At 49.4% G+C, this 18,630-nt stretch carries 20 protein-coding genes; 15 read left to right on the top strand and 5 right to left on the bottom strand.

The window, feature by feature from the left end:
• Positions 1-118: 118 nt before the first annotated feature.
• From ACFSUS_RS05450 to ACFSUS_RS05435, 4 genes are all read left to right on the top strand, one after another.
• The gene (locus ACFSUS_RS05450) at positions 119-916 is read left to right on the top strand and encodes an SDR family oxidoreductase (protein ID WP_381520172.1); all 798 of its coding nucleotides are present in this window, start codon (positions 119-121) and stop codon (positions 914-916) included.
• Positions 917-998: 82 nt separating this feature from the next.
• On the top strand, positions 999-1,319 hold the full coding sequence (locus ACFSUS_RS05445; RefSeq protein ID WP_381520170.1) for an antibiotic biosynthesis monooxygenase family protein: 321 nt from the start codon (positions 999-1,001) through the stop codon (positions 1,317-1,319).
• 54 nt (positions 1,320-1,373) lie between these two features.
• Positions 1,374-1,946 (top strand): TetR/AcrR family transcriptional regulator, encoded by a 573-nt coding sequence (locus ACFSUS_RS05440; RefSeq protein ID WP_381520168.1) that lies wholly within the window; start codon positions 1,374-1,376, stop codon positions 1,944-1,946.
• 94 nt (positions 1,947-2,040) lie between these two features.
• Positions 2,041-2,460, top strand: coding sequence for a DUF6069 family protein (locus tag ACFSUS_RS05435; RefSeq protein ID WP_381520166.1), 420 nt, complete (start codon positions 2,041-2,043; stop codon positions 2,458-2,460).
• A 230-nt stretch (positions 2,461-2,690) separates the two neighbouring features.
• Here the strand turns inward: ACFSUS_RS05435 and ACFSUS_RS05430 are convergent, their stop codons facing one another.
• The gene (locus ACFSUS_RS05430; protein WP_381520163.1) at positions 2,691-3,623 is read right to left on the bottom strand and encodes a cation diffusion facilitator family transporter; all 933 of its coding nucleotides are present in this window, start codon (positions 3,621-3,623) and stop codon (positions 2,691-2,693) included.
• Between the two features lie 323 nt (positions 3,624-3,946).
• On the opposite strand from ACFSUS_RS05430, the gene ACFSUS_RS05425 reads away from it, so the two are divergent.
• The 8 genes from ACFSUS_RS05425 to ACFSUS_RS05390 all read left to right on the top strand — a co-directional run bounded on the left by ACFSUS_RS05425 (position 3,947) and on the right by ACFSUS_RS05390 (position 12,062).
• Positions 3,947-4,474: a PAS domain-containing protein gene (locus ACFSUS_RS05425; protein WP_381520159.1), complete on the top strand. Its 528-nt coding sequence runs from the start codon at positions 3,947-3,949 to the stop codon at positions 4,472-4,474.
• A gap of 116 nt (positions 4,475-4,590) precedes the next feature.
• The gene (locus tag ACFSUS_RS05420) at positions 4,591-4,968 is read left to right on the top strand and encodes a hypothetical protein (RefSeq protein WP_381520156.1); all 378 of its coding nucleotides are present in this window, start codon (positions 4,591-4,593) and stop codon (positions 4,966-4,968) included.
• 87 nt (positions 4,969-5,055) lie between these two features.
• Positions 5,056-7,413: a TonB-dependent receptor gene (locus tag ACFSUS_RS05415; RefSeq protein ID WP_381520155.1), complete on the top strand. Its 2,358-nt coding sequence runs from the start codon at positions 5,056-5,058 to the stop codon at positions 7,411-7,413.
• Between the two features lie 84 nt (positions 7,414-7,497).
• Positions 7,498-8,727 (top strand): exo-alpha-sialidase, encoded by a 1,230-nt coding sequence (locus ACFSUS_RS05410; protein ID WP_381520152.1) that lies wholly within the window; start codon positions 7,498-7,500, stop codon positions 8,725-8,727.
• Between the two features lie 70 nt (positions 8,728-8,797).
• Positions 8,798-9,700, top strand: coding sequence for a DJ-1/PfpI family protein (locus ACFSUS_RS05405; RefSeq protein ID WP_381520149.1), 903 nt, complete (start codon positions 8,798-8,800; stop codon positions 9,698-9,700).
• A gap of 213 nt (positions 9,701-9,913) precedes the next feature.
• On the top strand, positions 9,914-10,117 hold the full coding sequence (locus tag ACFSUS_RS05400) for a hypothetical protein (protein ID WP_381520146.1): 204 nt from the start codon (positions 9,914-9,916) through the stop codon (positions 10,115-10,117).
• A 32-nt stretch (positions 10,118-10,149) separates the two neighbouring features.
• Entirely contained in the window at positions 10,150-10,959 is an 810-nt protein-coding gene (locus tag ACFSUS_RS05395; RefSeq protein ID WP_381520143.1) for an MbnP family protein, read from the top strand.
• A gap of 8 nt (positions 10,960-10,967) precedes the next feature.
• Positions 10,968-12,062 carry a cytochrome-c peroxidase gene (locus ACFSUS_RS05390; protein ID WP_381520141.1) on the top strand — a complete coding sequence of 365 codons (1,095 nt, stop codon included), beginning with the start codon at positions 10,968-10,970 and terminating at the stop codon, positions 12,060-12,062.
• Between the two features lie 30 nt (positions 12,063-12,092).
• On the opposite strand, the gene ACFSUS_RS05385 is transcribed toward ACFSUS_RS05390, so the two are convergent.
• From ACFSUS_RS05385 to ACFSUS_RS05370, 4 genes are all read right to left on the bottom strand, one after another.
• Positions 12,093-12,473, bottom strand: a complete 381-nt coding sequence (locus tag ACFSUS_RS05385; RefSeq protein WP_381520139.1) for a MerC domain-containing protein — start codon at positions 12,471-12,473, stop codon at positions 12,093-12,095.
• A gap of 140 nt (positions 12,474-12,613) precedes the next feature.
• Entirely contained in the window at positions 12,614-13,312 is a 699-nt protein-coding gene (locus ACFSUS_RS05380; RefSeq protein ID WP_381520138.1) for a TapB family protein, read from the bottom strand.
• Between the two features lie 166 nt (positions 13,313-13,478).
• Positions 13,479-14,354: a geranylgeranylglycerol-phosphate geranylgeranyltransferase gene (locus tag ACFSUS_RS05375; protein ID WP_381520521.1), complete on the bottom strand. Its 876-nt coding sequence runs from the start codon at positions 14,352-14,354 to the stop codon at positions 13,479-13,481.
• Between the two features lie 223 nt (positions 14,355-14,577).
• The gene (locus ACFSUS_RS05370; protein ID WP_381520135.1) at positions 14,578-15,117 is read right to left on the bottom strand and encodes an ABC transporter permease; all 540 of its coding nucleotides are present in this window, start codon (positions 15,115-15,117) and stop codon (positions 14,578-14,580) included.
• A 181-nt stretch (positions 15,118-15,298) separates the two neighbouring features.
• On the opposite strand from ACFSUS_RS05370, the gene bshA reads away from it, so the two are divergent.
• The 3 genes from bshA (at position 15,299) to ACFSUS_RS05355 (ending at position 18,591) form a co-directional block, all read left to right on the top strand.
• Positions 15,299-16,456 (top strand): N-acetyl-alpha-D-glucosaminyl L-malate synthase BshA, encoded by a 1,158-nt coding sequence (bshA, locus tag ACFSUS_RS05365; RefSeq protein WP_381520133.1) that lies wholly within the window; start codon positions 15,299-15,301, stop codon positions 16,454-16,456.
• A gap of 62 nt (positions 16,457-16,518) precedes the next feature.
• Complete coding sequence (locus ACFSUS_RS05360) at positions 16,519-17,859, top strand: NAD(P)/FAD-dependent oxidoreductase (protein ID WP_381520130.1); 1,341 nt, start codon at positions 16,519-16,521, stop codon at positions 17,857-17,859.
• A gap of 84 nt (positions 17,860-17,943) precedes the next feature.
• Positions 17,944-18,591: a sterol desaturase family protein gene (locus ACFSUS_RS05355; protein ID WP_381520127.1), complete on the top strand. Its 648-nt coding sequence runs from the start codon at positions 17,944-17,946 to the stop codon at positions 18,589-18,591.
• The last annotated feature ends 39 nt before the right edge of the window (positions 18,592-18,630 follow it).

The following is an 18,630-nucleotide window of genomic DNA, read 5'->3' as shown; positions in this document are numbered from 1 at the left end:
ACGAAACTATTATGAATTTTCCTTAAATGCAACAATGTTGCATTTAAGATGCTCACTATTTTAACAAAACATAGGAGAGCGAGTTGGTCAATCAGTTGATTACTAAACTTCAGGATTGATGCAAACTCAACGGAAAGACATGGAAGGAAAAGTGGCGTTCATTACGGGGGCTGGTTCGGGCATTGGCAAAGCTGCGGCTTTGTTGCTGGCTAAAGAAGGGGCAAAAGTGGTAGCGCTCAGTCGAACACAGGATGAAGTTGATCAAACGGTTGATGAGATCAAAAAAGTTGGCGGACAAGGAATCGCTATTGCCGCTGACATTTCTAGTCCTGACGACATGCAGCGGGCCTATACTGAAGTCGAACGACAATACGGCCGGTTAGACATTGTGTTTGCGAACGCTGGTATCAACGGTGTGTGGGCGCCCATCGACGAGCTTGAGCCAGAAGAGTGGAACAAAACCATTAATGTTAATCTGACCGGTACGTTTCTGACGGTCAAATATGCCTTGCCGATGCTTAAGCGGCAGGGCGGGTCAATCATTATTACGGCGTCGGTCAATGGTACGCGTATCTTTAGCAACACAGGAGCCACGGCCTATTCGTCTACCAAAGCCGCTCAGGTGGCATTTACCAAAATGGCTGCTCTGGAGCTGGCCAAACACCGCATTCGTGTGAATGTCGTATGTCCGGGAGCCATTGAGACGAATATTGAAGAAAGTACTGAAAAACGCGACATTGAGCAGGAAAAAGAGCCCGTTGAGTTTCCAGAAGGGAAAATTCCGCTCACCGACGGTAAGCCCGGTACGAGTGAGCAGGTAGCTGACCTTGTGCTGTTTTTGGCGTCTGACCGCTCCAGCCACATCACCGGAACACCGATCTGGATTGACGGAGCCGAGTCGCTGATTATGGGTTAAAATTTATATTACTTTTACAGACCAATGAGGACAACGCATCCCGGTTTCAGCAGCCCGAACGCGTAGTTCTTGTTGGTCTTCTATGATTGCTCAGACCCCCGAACCGCCTTACTACGCCGTTATTTTCACCTCGCTCCGCACCGACATTGACGATGGCTATGGCGATACCGCCATCCGCATGGTTGAACTAGCACACCAGCAACCGGGCTTCCTGGGTGTCGAGTCGGCTCGCGACGAGCTGGGCATCACCGTCTCGTACTGGGAAAGCCTCGACGCTATTCGTAGCTGGAAGCAGCACGCTGAGCACCGGTTGGCTCAGGAGCGGGGCCGGAAGCTATGGTACGAGACGTATAAGACACGAATCTGCAAAGTCGAACGCGACTACGGGGCTGAGTTACTCTAAAACACACATTTTTAAAGGAACTCTTCATTTGTGTAACAGTGTTACAAACACATTATGTCACGTAAGGCCGCTTATCAGGAATCATTAAAGCAAGATATTCTTCGTCAAACGCTCGCGATAGCCGGAGAAGAGGGGTGGCCAAATGTGTCGACGCGCAAAATAGCGGACCGCTTGCAAACTAGTACGACAGCGATCTATCATTATTTTGGTGGGAAAGAAGCTATTTTAATTGAGTTGCAACGCGATGGTTTCCGTCGGTTACATGATGTACAGGCCGCAGCGCTGGCCATTCATCCCGACGACCCAGAGCAGCAACTAGTTGATGTGTCGCTGGCTGTATTGCAGTTTGCCTATGAGTATCCTGAGTTGTATGCCGTCATGTTTAGCCTGGACGGGGTGAGCTGTCATAGTAATGATGCCGTTGAAGAAATGGCGGCTACGGGCGATATGCTCAAAGCTATACTTGCCAAGTTGACGAAGCAGGATGTTCATTCGGTGTTAGCGCATTGGGGAGCCACTATTCAGGGGTTTGTAGCAATGGCCCGGAATGAGTCTAGTCCAGGTGCTGATGAACGATTCAAACAATACGTAACGGAGTCAATGCAGCGCTTCGTAAAGGGCTTGTAGCCTTTTATTTTTGCCTTTATTAAAACAGTGTTATAGTTTAAAACGAGTGAATTAATCAATTTTTACACGTCAAACCAATTTATCTTCTAATGTCATGGCAACACTAACCAATTCCGCTGTCAATACCCGAAAGTTGTTATATCTGGTACCAATCGCTGGTCTCGCGGCCGCTATTCTGAATGCCATCCTATTTCTGATCGGCTCGTCGACGGGCGCTTTTTCTCCGGATTATATTAACCCCAACACAGGTCAACCGATTACGGTTGGGCCGGTAATTATGGCCTCTATTGTGCCAGCATTGGTAGCAGGAATCCTCCTGGCATTGCTTAACCGCTTTACGAAGAACCCATTGAAGATTTTTAACATCATTGCGCTTGTGGTTTTCGTACTAATGTTCGCCACTCCTCTCATGTTACCTAACGCACCAATGGGTATGGTTGTCATCCTGGAATTGATGCACGTTGTTGTAGCGGGCGTAGTGGTTTGGGTATTCAATAAATACGCTAAGAACTAACAGTCGTCTAGATGAAGGTAAACAAGCCTGGCCCGAGACGTCTCGGGCCAGACTTGTTTACAGACAAGTGTAATCGCACTGTAGCCTACTGTTTTCGAGGTAAATCAAGGTAAAATCGGATCAAAGCGATTCTTTTACGATGGTTTCCAATAAGTTGTTCAACAACCAAGTAAGCAACGCAACAGATGCGTATTGCCAACCGGATGTTGTGTTGTTAAATAAGCATTGACTTAACAATTTTCGGCTTCGCAGTCTTTTTCTGCAATCACTTCCGTTTCGAGGGTAGCATGGCCAATGCCCATATGTAATAACCTATGGCGAACGTCAGCTTTGAGGGTTGTTTCGTCGGCATCAGACAGGCCGGGCTGCAAGACAAGGTGAGCGGTCAGGGCGTTTTCGGTTGTGCTCATAGCCCACACGTGCACATGATGCACATCGCGAACGCCCGCCACGGCCCGCAGGTCAGTTAACACAGCGTTGAGGTCAATACCAGCCGGAACACCATCGAGCGAGAGCCTGACACTATCGCTCAAGAGTCGCCATGTGGAACCCAGGATAACGGCGGCAACGACTAAGCCAATGATCGGATCAAGCCAAACCCAGTTGGTATAACTGATCACGATACCTGCAACAACTACGCCGAGCGAAACCAGGGCGTCGGCCATCAGGTGAAGGTAAGCACCTTTAACATTGAGATCATGGTCTTTATCCCGGAAAAACAGTAGAGCGGATACTGTATTAACGATAATGCCCAAACCAGCAACCCAGGCTACCGGTCCGCCGGCAACCGGTTCCGGATGGCGAAATCGTTGTAGGCTTTCCCAGGTAATTGCGCCAATGGTGACGAGAAGGATAACGGCGTTTGTCAGCGAGGCCAGCACCGTGCTCTTGCGGTAACCATACGTAAAGTTGGTTGTGTTACGTACCCGCGCCAGCCGGAACGCTAACAGCGAAAGCAATAATCCAGCAACGTCGCTAAGGTTGTGTCCGGCGTCGGCCACCAAAGCCAGCGAGTTGTAATAAAATCCCAAAATAAATTCAACAGCAACGTAAACTGTATTTAACACCGCACCGATAATCAGCGCCCGATTGACGTTTGTCAACGTGGTAGGGCCATGATGATGGTGATCGTGTTCGTGAGTATGAGAATGTGCGTGTGCCATCGGTTCTTACTGCCTAAACTGGATTGCGCCGTTAAAAATTCGGCCATTTATTGACCAGTTCATAGTAGAAATGTAAATAGTTATGATGAAATTTGGCTAGACATGTATTCTATAGAAAAGCAAGGCTAGTAATGGCCAGGTAAATTATTGGGATGCATGCGGCTGTTAAGCAACATTTTACTATGCATGTATAGACGTAGTACTCATGGTTAAAAACGATAATTGCCTTGATGTGTGAAATAAGTCAGCCAAACTACCTGCAAATTAGTTATTGAGTCATACTTCCCTATCAAACACTAAGCGAAGACCTTAACTACCGTGTTATGAATTTCACCGGACCTTACGATAAACAAGTTGCTGATCAGTATAAGACAGCCCGTATTACACCACTATGGAGTGGTTGGGAGTTCGGGCACAAATCCCTTCTGGCGAATAGTGCCGCCGGTTGGCTAGCCTTAGCCCGAGAAAAACAATGGCAGCTTCCGGCTCCGTTGCGCCATAATTTGATATCTGGTGAGTGGGCTGTTGTGATCACGGATACCGCTCAGGTTATACAGTACGTCAATAGCCGCTTTGAACAGATGTCGGGCTATGCTAGTCACGAGGTGACGGGGCGCAGCCCAAGTATGCTGCAGGGAAATAATACGGATCAGCTGACCCGGCAACGCATAAAGCGAGCGCTCGAACAACAAAAGCCAGTAGACGAACGGTTGTTAAATTACCGGAAAGATCAAACGCCGTATTGGTGTAATGTATCGATTCGTCCGATATTTAATCGGCAGAAAGAATTAGTCAATTTCATCGCCTTCGAGCAGGAAACAGTGCTTGAAGACCAGCTCGTTTGTCGCTAAAGCGTTACGGGAGACATGCTGAAATAAAGGTGCGAAGCCGGGCCCGAAATTATTCTGGGTAACTGCATCGTTTACAAGATAGCAGCCTCTACCTTTGCGGACGTTATCCCCCAGTTATGCGGTCTGTCCTGCTTCACGTACTGCTTATTGCAACGCTGCTGCCAACCATCAGCCCGTGGGGAACCATTGCGTATTATCACGCTAATAAGGATTACATTGCCCGGGTTCTCTGCGAGAACAGAGACCGCCCCGAACTCCATTGCGACGGTAAATGCTACCTTGCCAAAAAACTGAAAGCCCAGCAGGATAAACAGGATAAAGAAACTACGGAGCGCGTACAGAATACGCCCGTATTGCAACTGTTTTGCCAGGCTGATCTGCCATTTCAGTTTGGCTCGGTCTGGACGGCGTCTGAGGTAGTTCGTTTTTCGACGTATCGTTTTCCCTCTTACCTGAGCCCATCAACGGGCCTGTTTCGTCCGCCCCAGTGTTAAGTCGAGTTTGCGCTAACCTTGTAGGTTTCAAAAATCTATAAGGTTTATAGGCATTCACCTCTGTTTTCTCGACTTAAACAAACTTTCATGAAATTCACTATACTGCTCATAACCTGCGGGTTGTGGGTCATTGGTGCATGCTGTGCAGTAGCGCAGGGCACGAAACAGGGTCTTGTTTTTGACTCTCAAACAAAAGAACCGCTGCCCGGGGTAGCTCTGTCGTCGCCCGATGGCAAATCGGGCACTACTACCGACGCTAACGGACGCTTCTCACTGACTGTTGACTGGATAAAAATTGTGGTAACCGCTGTTGGTTATCGTCGGCAGGAAGTTGTATTGACGCCTGGCCATCCTATCCGTATTGCGCTCGAACCCGCCGTTGAGGATTTGCAAACGGTCGTTGTCACGGGTAATCGCGAAGCGGCTCTGCGAACCGAAACGCCCATTGCGATCTCGAAGCTGTCACCCAAGCTGATCGACGAAACTAAGCCAACGAGCCTCTACGAAGTCATCAACAAAACGCCGGGTGTGCTGATGGTGAACCTGAATAACGAGCAGCATATGATGGCCATTCGGCAGCCGATGACGACCAACGCTTATTTTCTGTACATGGAAGATGGCGTACCTATTCGGCCAATGGGCGTGTTCAACCATAATGCCCTGCTCGAAATGAATCAGTTCACGGTCAGTTCGATTGAGGTAGTTAAGGGGCCGGTATCATCCATCTATGGGCCCGAAGCCGTTGGTGGAGCCGTTAACTTCGTTACACAACGCCCAACGGCCGTACCAACAGCCCGCGTCGGGGTTCAGTTTGATCAGTGGGGATACCAGCGGCTTCAGTTCGGGGCCGGGGCTACCCAGGGAAAGTTTGGTATATACGTTGGTGGCTTCATGTCGCGTCAGCGCAATTCGTGGTTGGCTAGTTCCGATTACAATAAATCGTCGTATTTCACCCGGCTCGAATACGCCTTTACGTCACGCACCCGGCTGACTGGTACGCTGTCATATAACGACTACAACTCTCAAACCAGCGGCAGTGTAGACAGCACCGCCTTTTTCGCCCGGCAGTACGTTAGCACAACGGATTTTACGTATCGCAAAACGTTCTCGCTACGTAGCCGCTTAACGCTCGAACATAATTGGAAGAACGCCGGGGCCGGTGCATCGGCGCAGTCGTTTATTACAGCTTTCGTTCGGGACAATAGCGTCGGGCAAAATCCGGCTTACTCGATTCGGTGGACTACTGGCTCGTTGACTGCTACAGGGCAGATTAACAGTAATGACTTTAAGAGTTACGGATTCATCGCGCAGCACACGCAACCGATCCGTTTCCTGAACAGCAAGTTAATTGCAGGGGCTACGCTCGACTTGTCGCCTAATACCTATTATGCGTACCAAACCGAACTGGCAGCAGATTTGCGACCGGATAAGAAGTCGGTACTCCGCTATACCCAGTTGCGGGAGCGGCCAGACGTTCAACTGGCCAATTATCAGGCTGATATTCATAACACAGCGGCCTATCTGCAATACGATCTTGAGCCGCTGCCTAAGCTGCGCGTGTCGGCGGGGGTGCGCTACGACCGGATGGCGTTTGATTACATAAATGCCTTGGACAAAAGTTCGGGTGGGAAGTCGTACAGCCAGGTAACGCCGAAGATTGGAGCCACTTACGATCTGGGTAATGGCAAAGGGCTCTACGCCAACTATGCCAAAGGGTTTGCGCCACCGGCACTCACGTCGATTTTCCTCAAACGAACCACGCCAACGCCTTCTGGTGACCTGTTCTATTACAACCTTCAGCCGGCCAAATTCGATAATATGGAGATTGGCGGCTGGGCTTCACTTCTGAACAATAAGGTTTATGTAGACGGGGCAGTTTATCAGATGAATGGCTCGAACGAACTGCTCAATATTCGTCAGCCCGACAATTCCGTTGATTATCAATCGGCAGGCCGTACGTTGCACCGGGGGGTGGAGTTAGGCGTAACGTATCGGCCGTCGAAGCAGGTGTTCGTCCGGTTGGGTGGTACACATGCCGTGCACCGATTCGTTGAATTTACGCTTAGCCAGCGGGCGACTGATGCCGTGCAGAATGTCAACGGTAAGGACATGCCGTCGGCTCCCCGCTGGCTCTGGAATACCGAAATCAGCTACTATCCGGTCTGGCTCAAGAATTTCCGTACGTCGGTGGAATGGCAGCACGTGTCGGGTTGGTTTCAGAACCAGATCAATACCGTCAGCTACGGCGGCTACGATTTTGCCAATGTTCGCGCAGGGTATCAATGGAAAGGTATTGAGGTCTTCACCAACGTGCTCAACGTGACGAACGCGCTCTTTGCCACCAATGCCACCCGAGGCAACAATGCCACTGATCGAACGACATACACCCCAGCCGCTCCACGCACGTTTGTGGTTGGCGTACAGTATAGTTTCTCAGGTAAATGAAAACGGTTAAACGCAGAGGGGCAAGAGGAAGCGCAGAGTGCGCTGCGAGCATCTTTGTTCTCTCTGCGTTTAAAAAATTAAACTATGAAAAGCTTATTTATCGCAATTCTATTCTTCGGTTTGATCGCCGAAAATCCGATCCGGCAAATAACCGTATCTAATCCAAAATTTGTTGGGGCCGTACCGCGTTTGACCACCGATGCGGCTGGGAACCCTCTCTTAAGCTGGGTTGAGAAGACGGGTGAAAAAGAAGCTGCTTTTTACTTCGCTGTCTCAAAAAATGATAGTAACGACGGACAAGGGCCGGTGTTTGGCGAAAAAGTGCGCGTAAAAGCGCCGGTAACAATGTCTACCCACGCCGAGGGAATGCCGAAAATTGCTGTCAAAGCAGACGGCACAATACTGGCTGTTTATGAAGTACCGCGTCCAACGGCAGCGTCGCGTTTCGCCGGTGACTTATTGTACACGATGTCAATCGATAACGGAAAAACCTGGCTGGAGCCGCAGCCGGTCCATCAGGATGCTACACCGGGAAAGAGCCATTCATTCAGCAACATCACTCGTTTGCCCAATGGCGAAATCGGCGTGGTCTGGTTGGACGAGAAGCTACCGGGCCAGGAGGGGCGACCCGTTAAATTCGCTCAGACAACATCCGGAAAGGGCTTTGGCACGGCTGTACTTGTTGATGATAATGCCTGCCAGTGCTGCCGAACGAACGTTTTTGTCGATGCCGAACAGCGTGTTCATGTAACCTACCGTGATTTGTTACCCGGCGCCAAAGTAGAGATCGCTTCCCGCGACATCAGCCACGCTGTCTCGACGGATGGCGGAAAAACGTTCAGTAAACCTAACGTGATTTACGCCGATCATTGGCAAGTCAACGCCTGTCCACACGCGGGGCCAGATGTTACGCAGGTTGGAAAGGATATTGTGGCTACCTGGTTTTCAGGGAAGGAAAACGCCGTCGGCCTACGGCTGGCTCGCTTAGGGTCTGACAAGCTGGTAGCGAGCGTACTGTCGAACCGGGCGAAACATCCGCAGGTAGCGACTGTTGATGGGCAACTCGTCTGGCTGTGGGACGAAGCCATTTCAAAAGATGGTTCTAATGAAATGGGAACGTTTGTACAGCGTATTGCCATGCAGCGAATCAGCGGTCAGAAGAACGGTTCTACTACGTATCTGACGCCTGAAACCATCAATGCAGCCTACCCGGCCGTGCTGGCGACCAAAGACGGACTGTTGGTGGCTTACGAAGCAAAGAAAGGTGAGGAGAACGTAAGCATTGTAGTACAACTCATAGACGTGTCATTATGAAATGATAACGGGTTGTAAGTCAGTATAAAACATGGCCGTATTCAAATTCTAAATCATTAACGCACAGAATATGAAATTCATCATCAGTTGGCTGCTCCTCGTTGGTTTATTTAGTAAGGAGGGTGAGCCAAAACAGACCACCGTTGTCATTCTGCTTTATCCGGGTGTTGAGCTGCTGGACTTTGCAGGACCTCTGGAAGTATTTAGCCTGATGGAAAATACGAAAGTTGTAACGGTAGCGGCTAAACCGGGCTCGTTGGCCATCATGAAAAAAACACTTACCATTACGCCCGACTACCCTTTGGAAACCTGTCCGCAGCCCGACATCCTGGTTGTACCGGGGGCATCGCCCGACCACATTCGTACCGTAGTCGATGACGCGGCCGTTATCAACTGGATTCGGCAAACTACACCTAAGCGGGCCCTTACTATGTCGGTCTGTACGGGGGCTTACGTATTGGCAAAAGCAGGACTGTTTACCGGGAAAACAGTTACAACCCACTGGGCGTCGACCCAAATGTTGCAGCAGATGAATGCCGATGCGCGGGTCATGGAACATACCCGATTTGTCGAAGATGGCAAACTAGTCACAACGGCGGGGGTATCGGCGGGTATCGATGGAGCGCTGCGTGTCGTTTCCCGTTTAAAAGGCCCCGCAGCGGCCCGTTCAATCGCAGAAACTATCGAATACGATAAGTGGGACCCTAACTCTGGGTTGATTGTCGGCCAGCAACCGCCCACAAAGGGGATCAGGTCTGGTAAGAAGCAAGCTGTGGCAAAGCCCGTCAGTCCGATTAAGCCCGCTGGGCCTGGCACTGCTTTGGCAACGGATGGCGTTGATCCCGTTTGTGGTATGACCGTTCAGAAAGGAACGGCTGTCACGATGATGTTCGGGGCAACGCGGTACGGGTTTTGCAGTGAAATTTGCCGCACTCGATTTAAACGCGAACCCGCCAAATACGTAAGCCGGTAAAAGCGGGAGTAGGGTTGTTGTAGACTTCGCTAAGTAGCACGCTGGATGAAGCTCTGCCTACTATGTCTGCGGAAAATATCGGTAGGTGGAGCTCTTTACACAACGGTTAGTTTGTCAGACGCGGCTGATCGTTGATTTTATAAACTATTTAATTTGAGCCTATTCAATGATTTCGGGCAATGTTCGTTACTCATTTACCAGGCCTTCTATTCTATGCTTCGTCGACTACCACCCATCATTCAGTTCATTTTCTTTAGCATGATCGGTATTTGCCTTGGGTCAATGGTTGGCTTAGGGTACGAATTTCTTGAGCGGCCATTCAGCGCTACAAACGCCGTTGTCTGGTTGTTTATCACAATAGTCAGCGGAGGTATTGTAACCCTGATTTATCTATATGGTCGTAATCGATTAGGATAAACAAGTGGGCCAAAGTAAGCACTGTGAAAGCTATGAAAAACAACGTTTTCTATATTTTGTTAACCCTGATGGTCATGGGCTTGGCTATTTGGGCGTGTGATACGACAGATACTGAATTTTCTGGTCCAACCCCATCGGGACGGATGAACATTCTGTTCGATAACGTAGTGGGTTCATCAGACCTCGCGCTCGGAACAGGTACCTACCAGAATGCGGCTGGCGAGTCGTTCAACGTAACCAAGTTCAACTACTTCATCAGTAACATTCGACTCCGTAAAGAAGACGGTAGCGAATACGTTGTTCCGCAGGACAGCAGCTATTTTCTGGTCGAGGAAAGTCGGCCTGCGTCGCAGACTCTTACGTTAAGGAACATTCCGACGGGTAACTACACTGGTATGACGTTCCTAATAGGTGTAGACAGCTTGCGTAGTTCGGCTGATATGAGCCTGCGAACGGGTGTTCTAGACCCCGGCCTGACCACCCATGACCCTATGTATTGGGAATGGAATTCCGGCTATATCTTCGTGAAACTAGAAGGCACTTCATCGGCGGCTCCTGCAACACAAAACAATGAGTTCATGTACCACGTGGGCGGATTTGGGGTCATAAAAAAAATCAATAACCTGCGTTCTGCTACCGTGACGTTCAGTGGCGATTTGGCGAAAGTTGAGAGGGCTACCGTGCCCACCATACGCTTAAAGACCGACGTGCTTAAACTCTTCAACGGGCCCACGCAAGTCAGTATCGCCCAGCATTCGTCAGTGATGTTCGAGCCTTATTCGAGCAACATTGCCGATAATTACAGGCAGATGATTAGCTACGACCGGATTCAGGCAAATTAGTAAGGCTAATGAAAACGTCTATCACGAAGCGTATTGGATTGTCGATCAGTATAGCTCTGTTTGGGCTGGCGGTCGCCTGTCAGACGCAGACGGGGAACGATCCGGAGCCCGTACCGCCCCCAACCGGCGGCACAACCTATAAGCCTGAACCCTATTCCTTCCGTAAGCCCAGTAATTTTCCTGATATAGCCTACAATCTGGCCAATAACCCGTTAACGTTTGATGGCGTTGCTTTAGGAAAAGCCTTGTTCTATGACCCGCAATTATCGCGCGACAGCACCATTAGCTGTGGGTTTTGCCATCAGCAGTTCGCTGGTTTTGGCCACTCCGATCATGCACTAAGTCATGGTATCGATAGTAAGTTCGGTACCCGCAACGTGCCGGGGCTATTCAACTTAGCCTGGAGCCGGGAGTTTTTCTGGGATGGTGGTGTAACGAACCTGGATGAATTACCCATTTCGCCGATTCAGAATCCGGTCGAGATGGATCTCCAATTCTCGAGCGCACTGGCGCGGGTTCAACAAAGCCCCAAGTACCCACCTATGTTTAGGAAAGCATTCGGATCGGATACCGTAACGACAGCCCGCTTTTTGAAAGCTATTTCGCAGTTTTTGCTAACCTTGGTGTCGGCCGATTCGCGCTACGATAAGTACGTCCGCAAAGAAGCGGGGGGCGATCTGACTCCGGATGAACTGGCAGGATTGACTCTTTTTCAACAAAAATGCGCGAGCTGCCACGCAACGGACCTGTTTACGGACCACACGTACCGCAACAATGGGCTCCCGGCCAGTAACATCAATGACCAGGGCCGGTTTATCATTACGCAGAATGAAGCCGACCGGCTGAAATTTAAAGTGCCGAGCCTACGCAACGTTGAGCGGACGCCCCCCTACATGCACGATGGCCGGTTTACAACGCTGGAGCAAGTGCTGAATCACTACGCTACTGGTGTGAAAGACAGCCCCACGCTCGACCCAGCCTTAAAAGCCAATGGGCAGCTAGGTATCCCGTTGACAGCCACAGAGCAGAAACAGCTGGCCGCTTTCCTACGCACGCTGACCGACGATCAGTTTATTAACAACAGGGCTTTTGCGCCTAATTAGTCAGAACCGGGAAGCTGATACATCCCAGTTCTAATGCGCGTGATTCAATCGGTGCTGACGAATGTTCACTAAGTGCGTCATAACCAGGCCGGCTGATGCGATATAGGCCAGGTATTCAAACACTGGGGAGGCCTCTTCTAATAAGAGAGCGGCAGTAAAGAGCGCCAGAAAGCCCCATAAACTTTTCTTTACAATCGGAGAAGCGTAGTGCCGTGTAGCCGAATAAACGGCTAGTATATTGACGATAATGAAGACGTAGTCCAGACTTAAATAGCCAAAGCGAAGTTTCTCGTCCTGCAATACAGTAGTTGTCATCAGCAATACGGGTGTGACAAGGCAATGAATAATGCACAGCACCGAACCAGTGATACCAATGTAATCAGCTTTTCTAGAGAGGAGGTCTGTTTTCATGGGCAAGCGCAAAAATACGACGTATTCATGAATCGCACTTTCCATCAACCCAGTTTTTTGCAACTAAGTTGCGAATAATTGATGATTTTTATTTAACCCTCCTTCTGAAGCGCTGACTATGAGGCTAGTACCTCAGTATCCTAATTGGCTTTACTGAGTAACGTGTAGCCCGTCAATTTGCCTTTTTTATCGTAATTCTCCGACTTTATGTCGAACAACATATTGTTCGCCCGGTAGCTAACCGTTCGCATTTTGTTACGTACGGGTATACCCATCACTCGGGTTTCGTAGTTGATATCCGCCGTAATCTTGTACGTATCATAGGAACCAGCGGGTGTCGTTACTGCTTGTTGACTTTCCACCTGTCTGTTCAATAACGTCATATTCATCTGGGCCATCGGTGCGCCGTCCATATACATTTCGGCTTCCATTAGTCCATCATCAAGTTTTTGGCCCACGCTCAATTTAGCTGGATAAACGATTGTATTGGTCTTCATCTTTAGCTCCTGCTTTGAATTGGCCCCCAGAACGCCCATACCCAGGCCAGACATATCGGCCACTAACTCGTTGCCTGTGCAGGTATAGCGGATGGTGGACGGTTCACGTTGATTTCCTTTTTCATCCTGGAATTTTGCTACGATGTCGATAACTGTTGAACCACCTTCTTTGTGAACGTCTTTAATCTGGTAATCAATTTTGCCGATAGGCTTGTCATTCGTATTATACATCGTCAGTTCGTAGTTCATGCCCGACTTAAAAGCCATTCCCAGGCAGTCCTGTGCCTGACCAGCGACCTGAACCGCTATCACAAGCAGAAAAGCAAAAAGTAGTTGTTCCATAAGACGCAGTGTTTTAACGCTTTGTCGTTAAAGCTACGTATTGAAGAAACGCCAGATGGGAACCTTTGAGGGAACGGGGAGAGAATTATGATTTATGAGGTACGAATATGACTGACCAAGCCAGTTGTGCATAAGTCATAATTCGTAAATCACAAATCGCAACTTTCTACGCCCACATCATACTAATGACGCCCATGAGCATGATGAGCTTGCAGAGGTTGCTGAGATATCCGAAATCGCGCCGAGTGTCGGCAAAAACGAGTCGGTAGGTAAGCCAGGTGATTGGCACAAGTAATAAGAGGAAAATGTAGCCAAGACGTGGGTTGTCCAGCGAATGAGCAATCAAAAACATGGTCATGATGAACGACCCAATAAGCCCGTAGAGGAGGTATTTAGTACGGCGCAAACCCCAGACAATCGGTAGCGTCCGGCAGCCGAAGCGCGCATCTCCGCGAATGTCCTGCATGTCTTTAATGATTTCCCGAACGAGCGAAATGCCAAACGAGAACAACGCATAAATTAAGAGCATATCGGCGTTTTGCCGGTAATACACCGCCAGAACAATCAGCGAAAGGGCTGTCAGCAGCGAAATCACGAGGTTGCCAATGAAGGGTTGTCGCTTAAACTGCGCGGAATAGAACCACAAAAGCGATACCGACATAACATCGGCCAGAAAGACCCATTTACTCAGGTAAAGCCCAATCAGACAGCCAATAACGTTCAGCACCTGATGAGCTCCCATGGCGACTCGGCGTTTCAGATAACGACCGATAACCACCCGCTCGGGTTTGTTGATAAGGTCAATCTTAATGTCGAAGTAATCGTTGATGATGTAGCCAGCCGCGGCAATGCAAACTGTCGATAAGGAGAGAAGCCAGATAGTCGGATCAACCAAAAGCCGGGGCCATTCGGCACGGGGGCCAACCAGAAAGATCCGGGCCATAAATTGCGTCAGCACAACAATCAGCAGATTCTGCACCCGAATGAGCCGCAGAAAGCCGAAAGCAAAGGCCGAGAAAGGAATGGACTGACGCGCTACCATGATGGTTTTTTGCAAAAATACGCGATTTTCGGGCATACAGGGCAACAGCAAATCTGTTTGCCCGGCCCATAGACTAAGTTGTTGTAGCTATTCGGCAATAAAAAGATAGCTATGCTCCGCAGAGAAGCGTTTGTGCCAGCGCCCTTTGGAGCATAGCTATCTGAATGGTTTTATTTGAATGGAGTATGGGTAAACGGGAACATGTAGAATTGTGGGCGGTACGTTATCGTTCGGCCAGTTCCTGCATCTGGACCCGAACCTTCATTCGAGGCTGTTCTCCGCTGGGGACGATCACAATGATGTTGTCTGAGACGGTTTCACCATTCGTGAGCATGTGGCCCGCCTGAACCTGTATGGTATTCGTTACCGTTTTTCCTTCGGCGTTTTTACTGGTTGTCGAATACGGCACCGAAAATGGCCGCGCCCGAACGGTGCTGCTTTTCGATGTTAAGCGGGCACCGGTAGCGTTCAAGCAGTCGAACTGGGCGAGCTGGTCCTGATTTTGCAGCCCGAACGGCGTCTGACGAGGAAAAAAGAGTTTCGTGCAACCACTTTTGTTGGTTACGTAGATGCTCAATTCATACCGGCTGAATGTATCCTTGCCAACTTCCTTTTTTGATTCATTGCGAATAGCAAACCCGTACTCAATACCGTTGAGTTGGGCCGGTTGGTCTTCGGTAATATCATACGCTGTTTGCGCAACACTGGGCAAGGTAGTGAACACGCTACAAAGGCAGATGAGGGTCGTAAATAAGTGCTTCATAAATGAGAAAGAGGACGTTATTTTATGGCTTGCAACTTACAAAGAAAACAAAACGTCATCCAGCTATTTATCGTGACCGGTAAGAGTAGATAGTAATGACCAACAGTTAATGTGTAGTTCACACAGCAACGGGATTCTTTTTGCCCTGGTTTGTTGTTGAGTAGCAAACCGTTCCTTACGTATGAAAATTGGCATTGTGTGCTACCCGACATTCGGGGGCAGTGGCGTCGTGGCTACCGAACTAGGCAAGGCGTTGGCTAAGAATGGCCACCAGATTCACTTCATCACCTATCAACAGCCACCCCGGCTCGATTTCTTCAATGAAAATGTATTCTACCACGAAGTTAACATCCCTTCATATCCCCTCTTTCAATACGCTCCGTACGAATCAGCCTTAGCGAGCGAAATGGTTAATGTAGTGACCAACGAAAACGTTGATTTGCTGCATGTTCACTACGCGATTCCGCACGCGTCGGCGGCCTACATGGCCAAGATGATTCTGCGTTCACAGGGACGAACGGTGCCGGTGGTAACAACGCTGCACGGTACCGACATTACACTGGTGGGAAAAGACGCGTCGTATGAGCCGGTTGTTACGTTCAGCATCAACGAATCGGATGGTGTTACGTCTGTCTCGGAGAATTTGCGGCAGGATACGTACGCTCATTTCAACGTTCACCGTGAAATTGAGGTGATTCCGAATTTCATTGACCTGGACCGTTTCAAGCGGCAACAGAAAGAGCACTTCAAAAAAGCCATTTGCCCAAACGGCGAAAAATTGATTGTGCATACGTCGAATTTCCGGCGGGTGAAACGTATCGACGATGCTGTCATGATGTTCTATAATGTGCAGCAACAGATACCAGCTAAGCTGCTTCTTGTAGGCGACGGACCCGAACGGGCACGCATCGAACGACTGGTGCGCGACTTGGGCATCTATGATCAGGTGCGGTTTCTGGGTAAGTTAGACGCCGTGGAAGAGGTCCTGTCGGTCGCTGATCTGTTCGTGATGCCTTCTGAAAACGAAAGTTTCGGTTTGGCCGCTCTCGAAGCCATGGCGTGCCAGGTTCCCCTGATCACGTCGAATGCCGGTGGCCTGCCCGAACTAAACGTGCAGGGCGTAACGGGTTTCTTAAGCCCCGTAGGCGACGTCGACGACATGGTTAAGAATGCGCTCTATATTTTAGATGATGAGCATTTACCTACTTTTCAAGAAAATGCACTGGCGCGGGCCAAAGAGTTCGAGCTATCGCGTATCTTGCCCCTCTACGAAGCCCATTATGAACGGGTGCTGACAAGTAGCAGTGAGCAGTCAACCGCCAACAGTATTCGTGTATGAAATGTTATCTATACAGATGATGGCTAGTGGTGGCTGTTGGCTGATAACTGATCTCTGAAACGATGAACCCAAATATTCCTCGCACCGACCGTACGCGTGTAGTCATTGTCGGCGCTGGTTTTGGCGGCCTACGACTCGCCCGCAAACTTTCGCAACGAAAGGAATTCCAGGTCGTGCTGATTAACAAACAGAATTACCATGAGTTTCAGCCGCTTTATTACCAGGTGGCTACCGCCGGATTAGAAGCCAACTCAATTCTGTTCCCATTGCGGGCGGTTTTTGGCAATTGCAAGAACGTGCATATCCGGGTCACCAACGTAACGGGGGTTCGCACCACCGACAAAGCTGTTGATACTGATCTGGGGCCGATTGAGTATGACTACCTCGTTATGGCTACGGGCGCGGATACCAACTTTTTCAATCAGCAAAATATCATTGAAAAGGCATTACCCATGAAATCGGTAGCCGAAGCGATTGCGCTACGTAACCGAATGCTACAAAACTTCGAGGATGCCTTAAGCGTTGAGACCGAAGACGAGAAAGAAGGGCTGATGGATGTGGTGGTGGTTGGCGGAGGACCAACGGGCGTTGAACTTTGCGGGACCCTGGCCGAAATGCGCAAGACAGTGCTGCCCCGCGACTACCCGGAACTCGACTTTAAGATGATGGATATCTATCTGATTGAGTCGGGTGGTGAGTTGCTGGGTCCCATGTCGGTGCAGTCGCAAACCCACTCGCTGGACTATTTGCAGGAGCTGGGTGTCAACGTTCGGCTCAATACGCGCGTAAAGGATTTTGACGGTCGTGTTGTCACCATGAACGATGGCTCAACGCTTCGAACGAATAACCTCATCTGGGCGGCTGGGGTTAAGGCCAATCCACTGGCGGGCCTGCCCCCTGAGGTTATCGGCCGGGGCGGACGCGTGACGGTCAACCGGTATAATCAGATACAGGGCTTCACTGATGTCTTTGCCATTGGCGATGTGGCTATGATGGTCGAGGAAAAGTGGCCTAATGGGCACCCACAAGTAGCTCAGCCAGCCATTCAGCAAGGCAAGCACCTGGCTAAAAACTTGTTGCACCTGGTCCGTAATGAACAAATGGAGGAGTTTACATACCGAGACTTGGGCACAATGGCAACCATCGGTCGGGGTCTAGCCGTAGTCGATCTGCCTTTTTTGAAGTTTCAGGGATTTTTTGCGTGGCTAACGTGGTTGTTCGTTCACCTAATGGCCATCGTTGGCGTAAAAAACCGGCTGGCCATTTTCATCAACTGGATGTTCAACTATTTAACGTACAATAACTCGTTACGTTTAATTATTCGTCAGAAGCTGCCCAAAGGCGATATGTCTGCCATGCAGGAGAAACTTTCTGACCAATTAGAAGTTAGTAAGACAGTATAAGAATATAGTAAACCAGATTTACTATCTGGGTCTGCCAAACCAAATTTTCCTTGTATTTTCGCGACATTAATTGGGTACAACTCTATGGAAGAAACTACTGATACACTAAGAACGATGGCCGGACACGGTAAGACCCGGCCTAAGAATAGTGGAACGAAGAAGCTGTTCGACAATCCAATCTTGGAGGCACTTTCGCGAACGCACATCATGATTCCTATATCGATGTGGTTAATTTTGTCCGCGTTTTTGGGCTGGTATGCGTTTACGTATACAGATATGGGAACGGGTATGATTGCGACTCTATTTGTAGTAGGCTTATTTTCGTTTACGCTGTTTGAGTATATTCTGCACCGCTATTTGTACCACATAGCACCCACAACGCCACAGCGGGCTAAAATTCAATACACCTTTCACGGTGTTCACCACGAATACCCGAAAGACAAAACGCGCCTGGCCATGCCACCGGCATTGGCCATTTTCGTAGCCGCCTTCTTTTTCGGTTTGTTTTTCCTGATGATGGGCGAAGCGGCTTATGCCTTCTTTCCCGGATTTCTGGTAGGTTATTCGGGGTATCTGGCTACGCACTTCATTGTGCACGCCTATGCCCCACCAAAGAATTTCTTCAAACAGCTGTGGGTGAACCACAGCGTTCACCATTACAAAAATCCCGAAAGTAACTACGGTGTTTCATCGCCGTTCTGGGATTACATTTTTGGTTCGTTCCAGAAATAACTAGCACTAGTTGCCTAACAAAAAGTCCCGACCAGTATA

It is taken from the genome of Spirosoma soli (assembly GCF_042684525.1).
Classification (GTDB): domain Bacteria; phylum Bacteroidota; class Bacteroidia; order Cytophagales; family Spirosomataceae; genus Spirosoma; species Spirosoma soli.
The sequence above is the reverse complement of the archived record's forward strand: the minus strand, read 5'-3'. Positions and strand labels throughout refer to the sequence as shown.

Coding starts and splice junctions, on each gene's coding strand:
- bshA (WP_381520133.1), top strand. CDS start 15,299: ATGAAAATTGGCATTGTGTGCTACCCGACATTCGGGGGCAGTGGCGTC.
- ACFSUS_RS05390 (WP_381520141.1), top strand. CDS start 10,968: ATGAAAACGTCTATCACGAAGCGTATTGGATTGTCGATCAGTATAGCT.
- ACFSUS_RS05450 (WP_381520172.1), top strand. CDS start 119: ATGCAAACTCAACGGAAAGACATGGAAGGAAAAGTGGCGTTCATTACG.
- ACFSUS_RS05430 (WP_381520163.1), bottom strand. CDS start 3,623: ATGGCACACGCACATTCTCATACTCACGAACACGATCACCATCATCAT.
- ACFSUS_RS05420 (WP_381520156.1), top strand. CDS start 4,591: ATGCGGTCTGTCCTGCTTCACGTACTGCTTATTGCAACGCTGCTGCCA.
- ACFSUS_RS05435 (WP_381520166.1), top strand. CDS start 2,041: ATGGCAACACTAACCAATTCCGCTGTCAATACCCGAAAGTTGTTATAT.
- ACFSUS_RS05410 (WP_381520152.1), top strand. CDS start 7,498: ATGAAAAGCTTATTTATCGCAATTCTATTCTTCGGTTTGATCGCCGAA.
- ACFSUS_RS05440 (WP_381520168.1), top strand. CDS start 1,374: ATGTCACGTAAGGCCGCTTATCAGGAATCATTAAAGCAAGATATTCTT.
- ACFSUS_RS05425 (WP_381520159.1), top strand. CDS start 3,947: ATGAATTTCACCGGACCTTACGATAAACAAGTTGCTGATCAGTATAAG.
- ACFSUS_RS05405 (WP_381520149.1), top strand. CDS start 8,798: ATGAAATTCATCATCAGTTGGCTGCTCCTCGTTGGTTTATTTAGTAAG.
- ACFSUS_RS05355 (WP_381520127.1), top strand. CDS start 17,944: ATGGAAGAAACTACTGATACACTAAGAACGATGGCCGGACACGGTAAG.
- ACFSUS_RS05375 (WP_381520521.1), bottom strand. CDS start 14,354: ATGGTAGCGCGTCAGTCCATTCCTTTCTCGGCCTTTGCTTTCGGCTTT.
- ACFSUS_RS05370 (WP_381520135.1), bottom strand. CDS start 15,117: ATGAAGCACTTATTTACGACCCTCATCTGCCTTTGTAGCGTGTTCACT.
- ACFSUS_RS05385 (WP_381520139.1), bottom strand. CDS start 12,473: ATGAAAACAGACCTCCTCTCTAGAAAAGCTGATTACATTGGTATCACT.
- ACFSUS_RS05415 (WP_381520155.1), top strand. CDS start 5,056: ATGAAATTCACTATACTGCTCATAACCTGCGGGTTGTGGGTCATTGGT.
- ACFSUS_RS05400 (WP_381520146.1), top strand. CDS start 9,914: ATGCTTCGTCGACTACCACCCATCATTCAGTTCATTTTCTTTAGCATG.
- ACFSUS_RS05445 (WP_381520170.1), top strand. CDS start 999: ATGATTGCTCAGACCCCCGAACCGCCTTACTACGCCGTTATTTTCACC.
- ACFSUS_RS05380 (WP_381520138.1), bottom strand. CDS start 13,312: ATGGAACAACTACTTTTTGCTTTTCTGCTTGTGATAGCGGTTCAGGTC.
- ACFSUS_RS05360 (WP_381520130.1), top strand. CDS start 16,519: ATGAACCCAAATATTCCTCGCACCGACCGTACGCGTGTAGTCATTGTC.
- ACFSUS_RS05395 (WP_381520143.1), top strand. CDS start 10,150: ATGAAAAACAACGTTTTCTATATTTTGTTAACCCTGATGGTCATGGGC.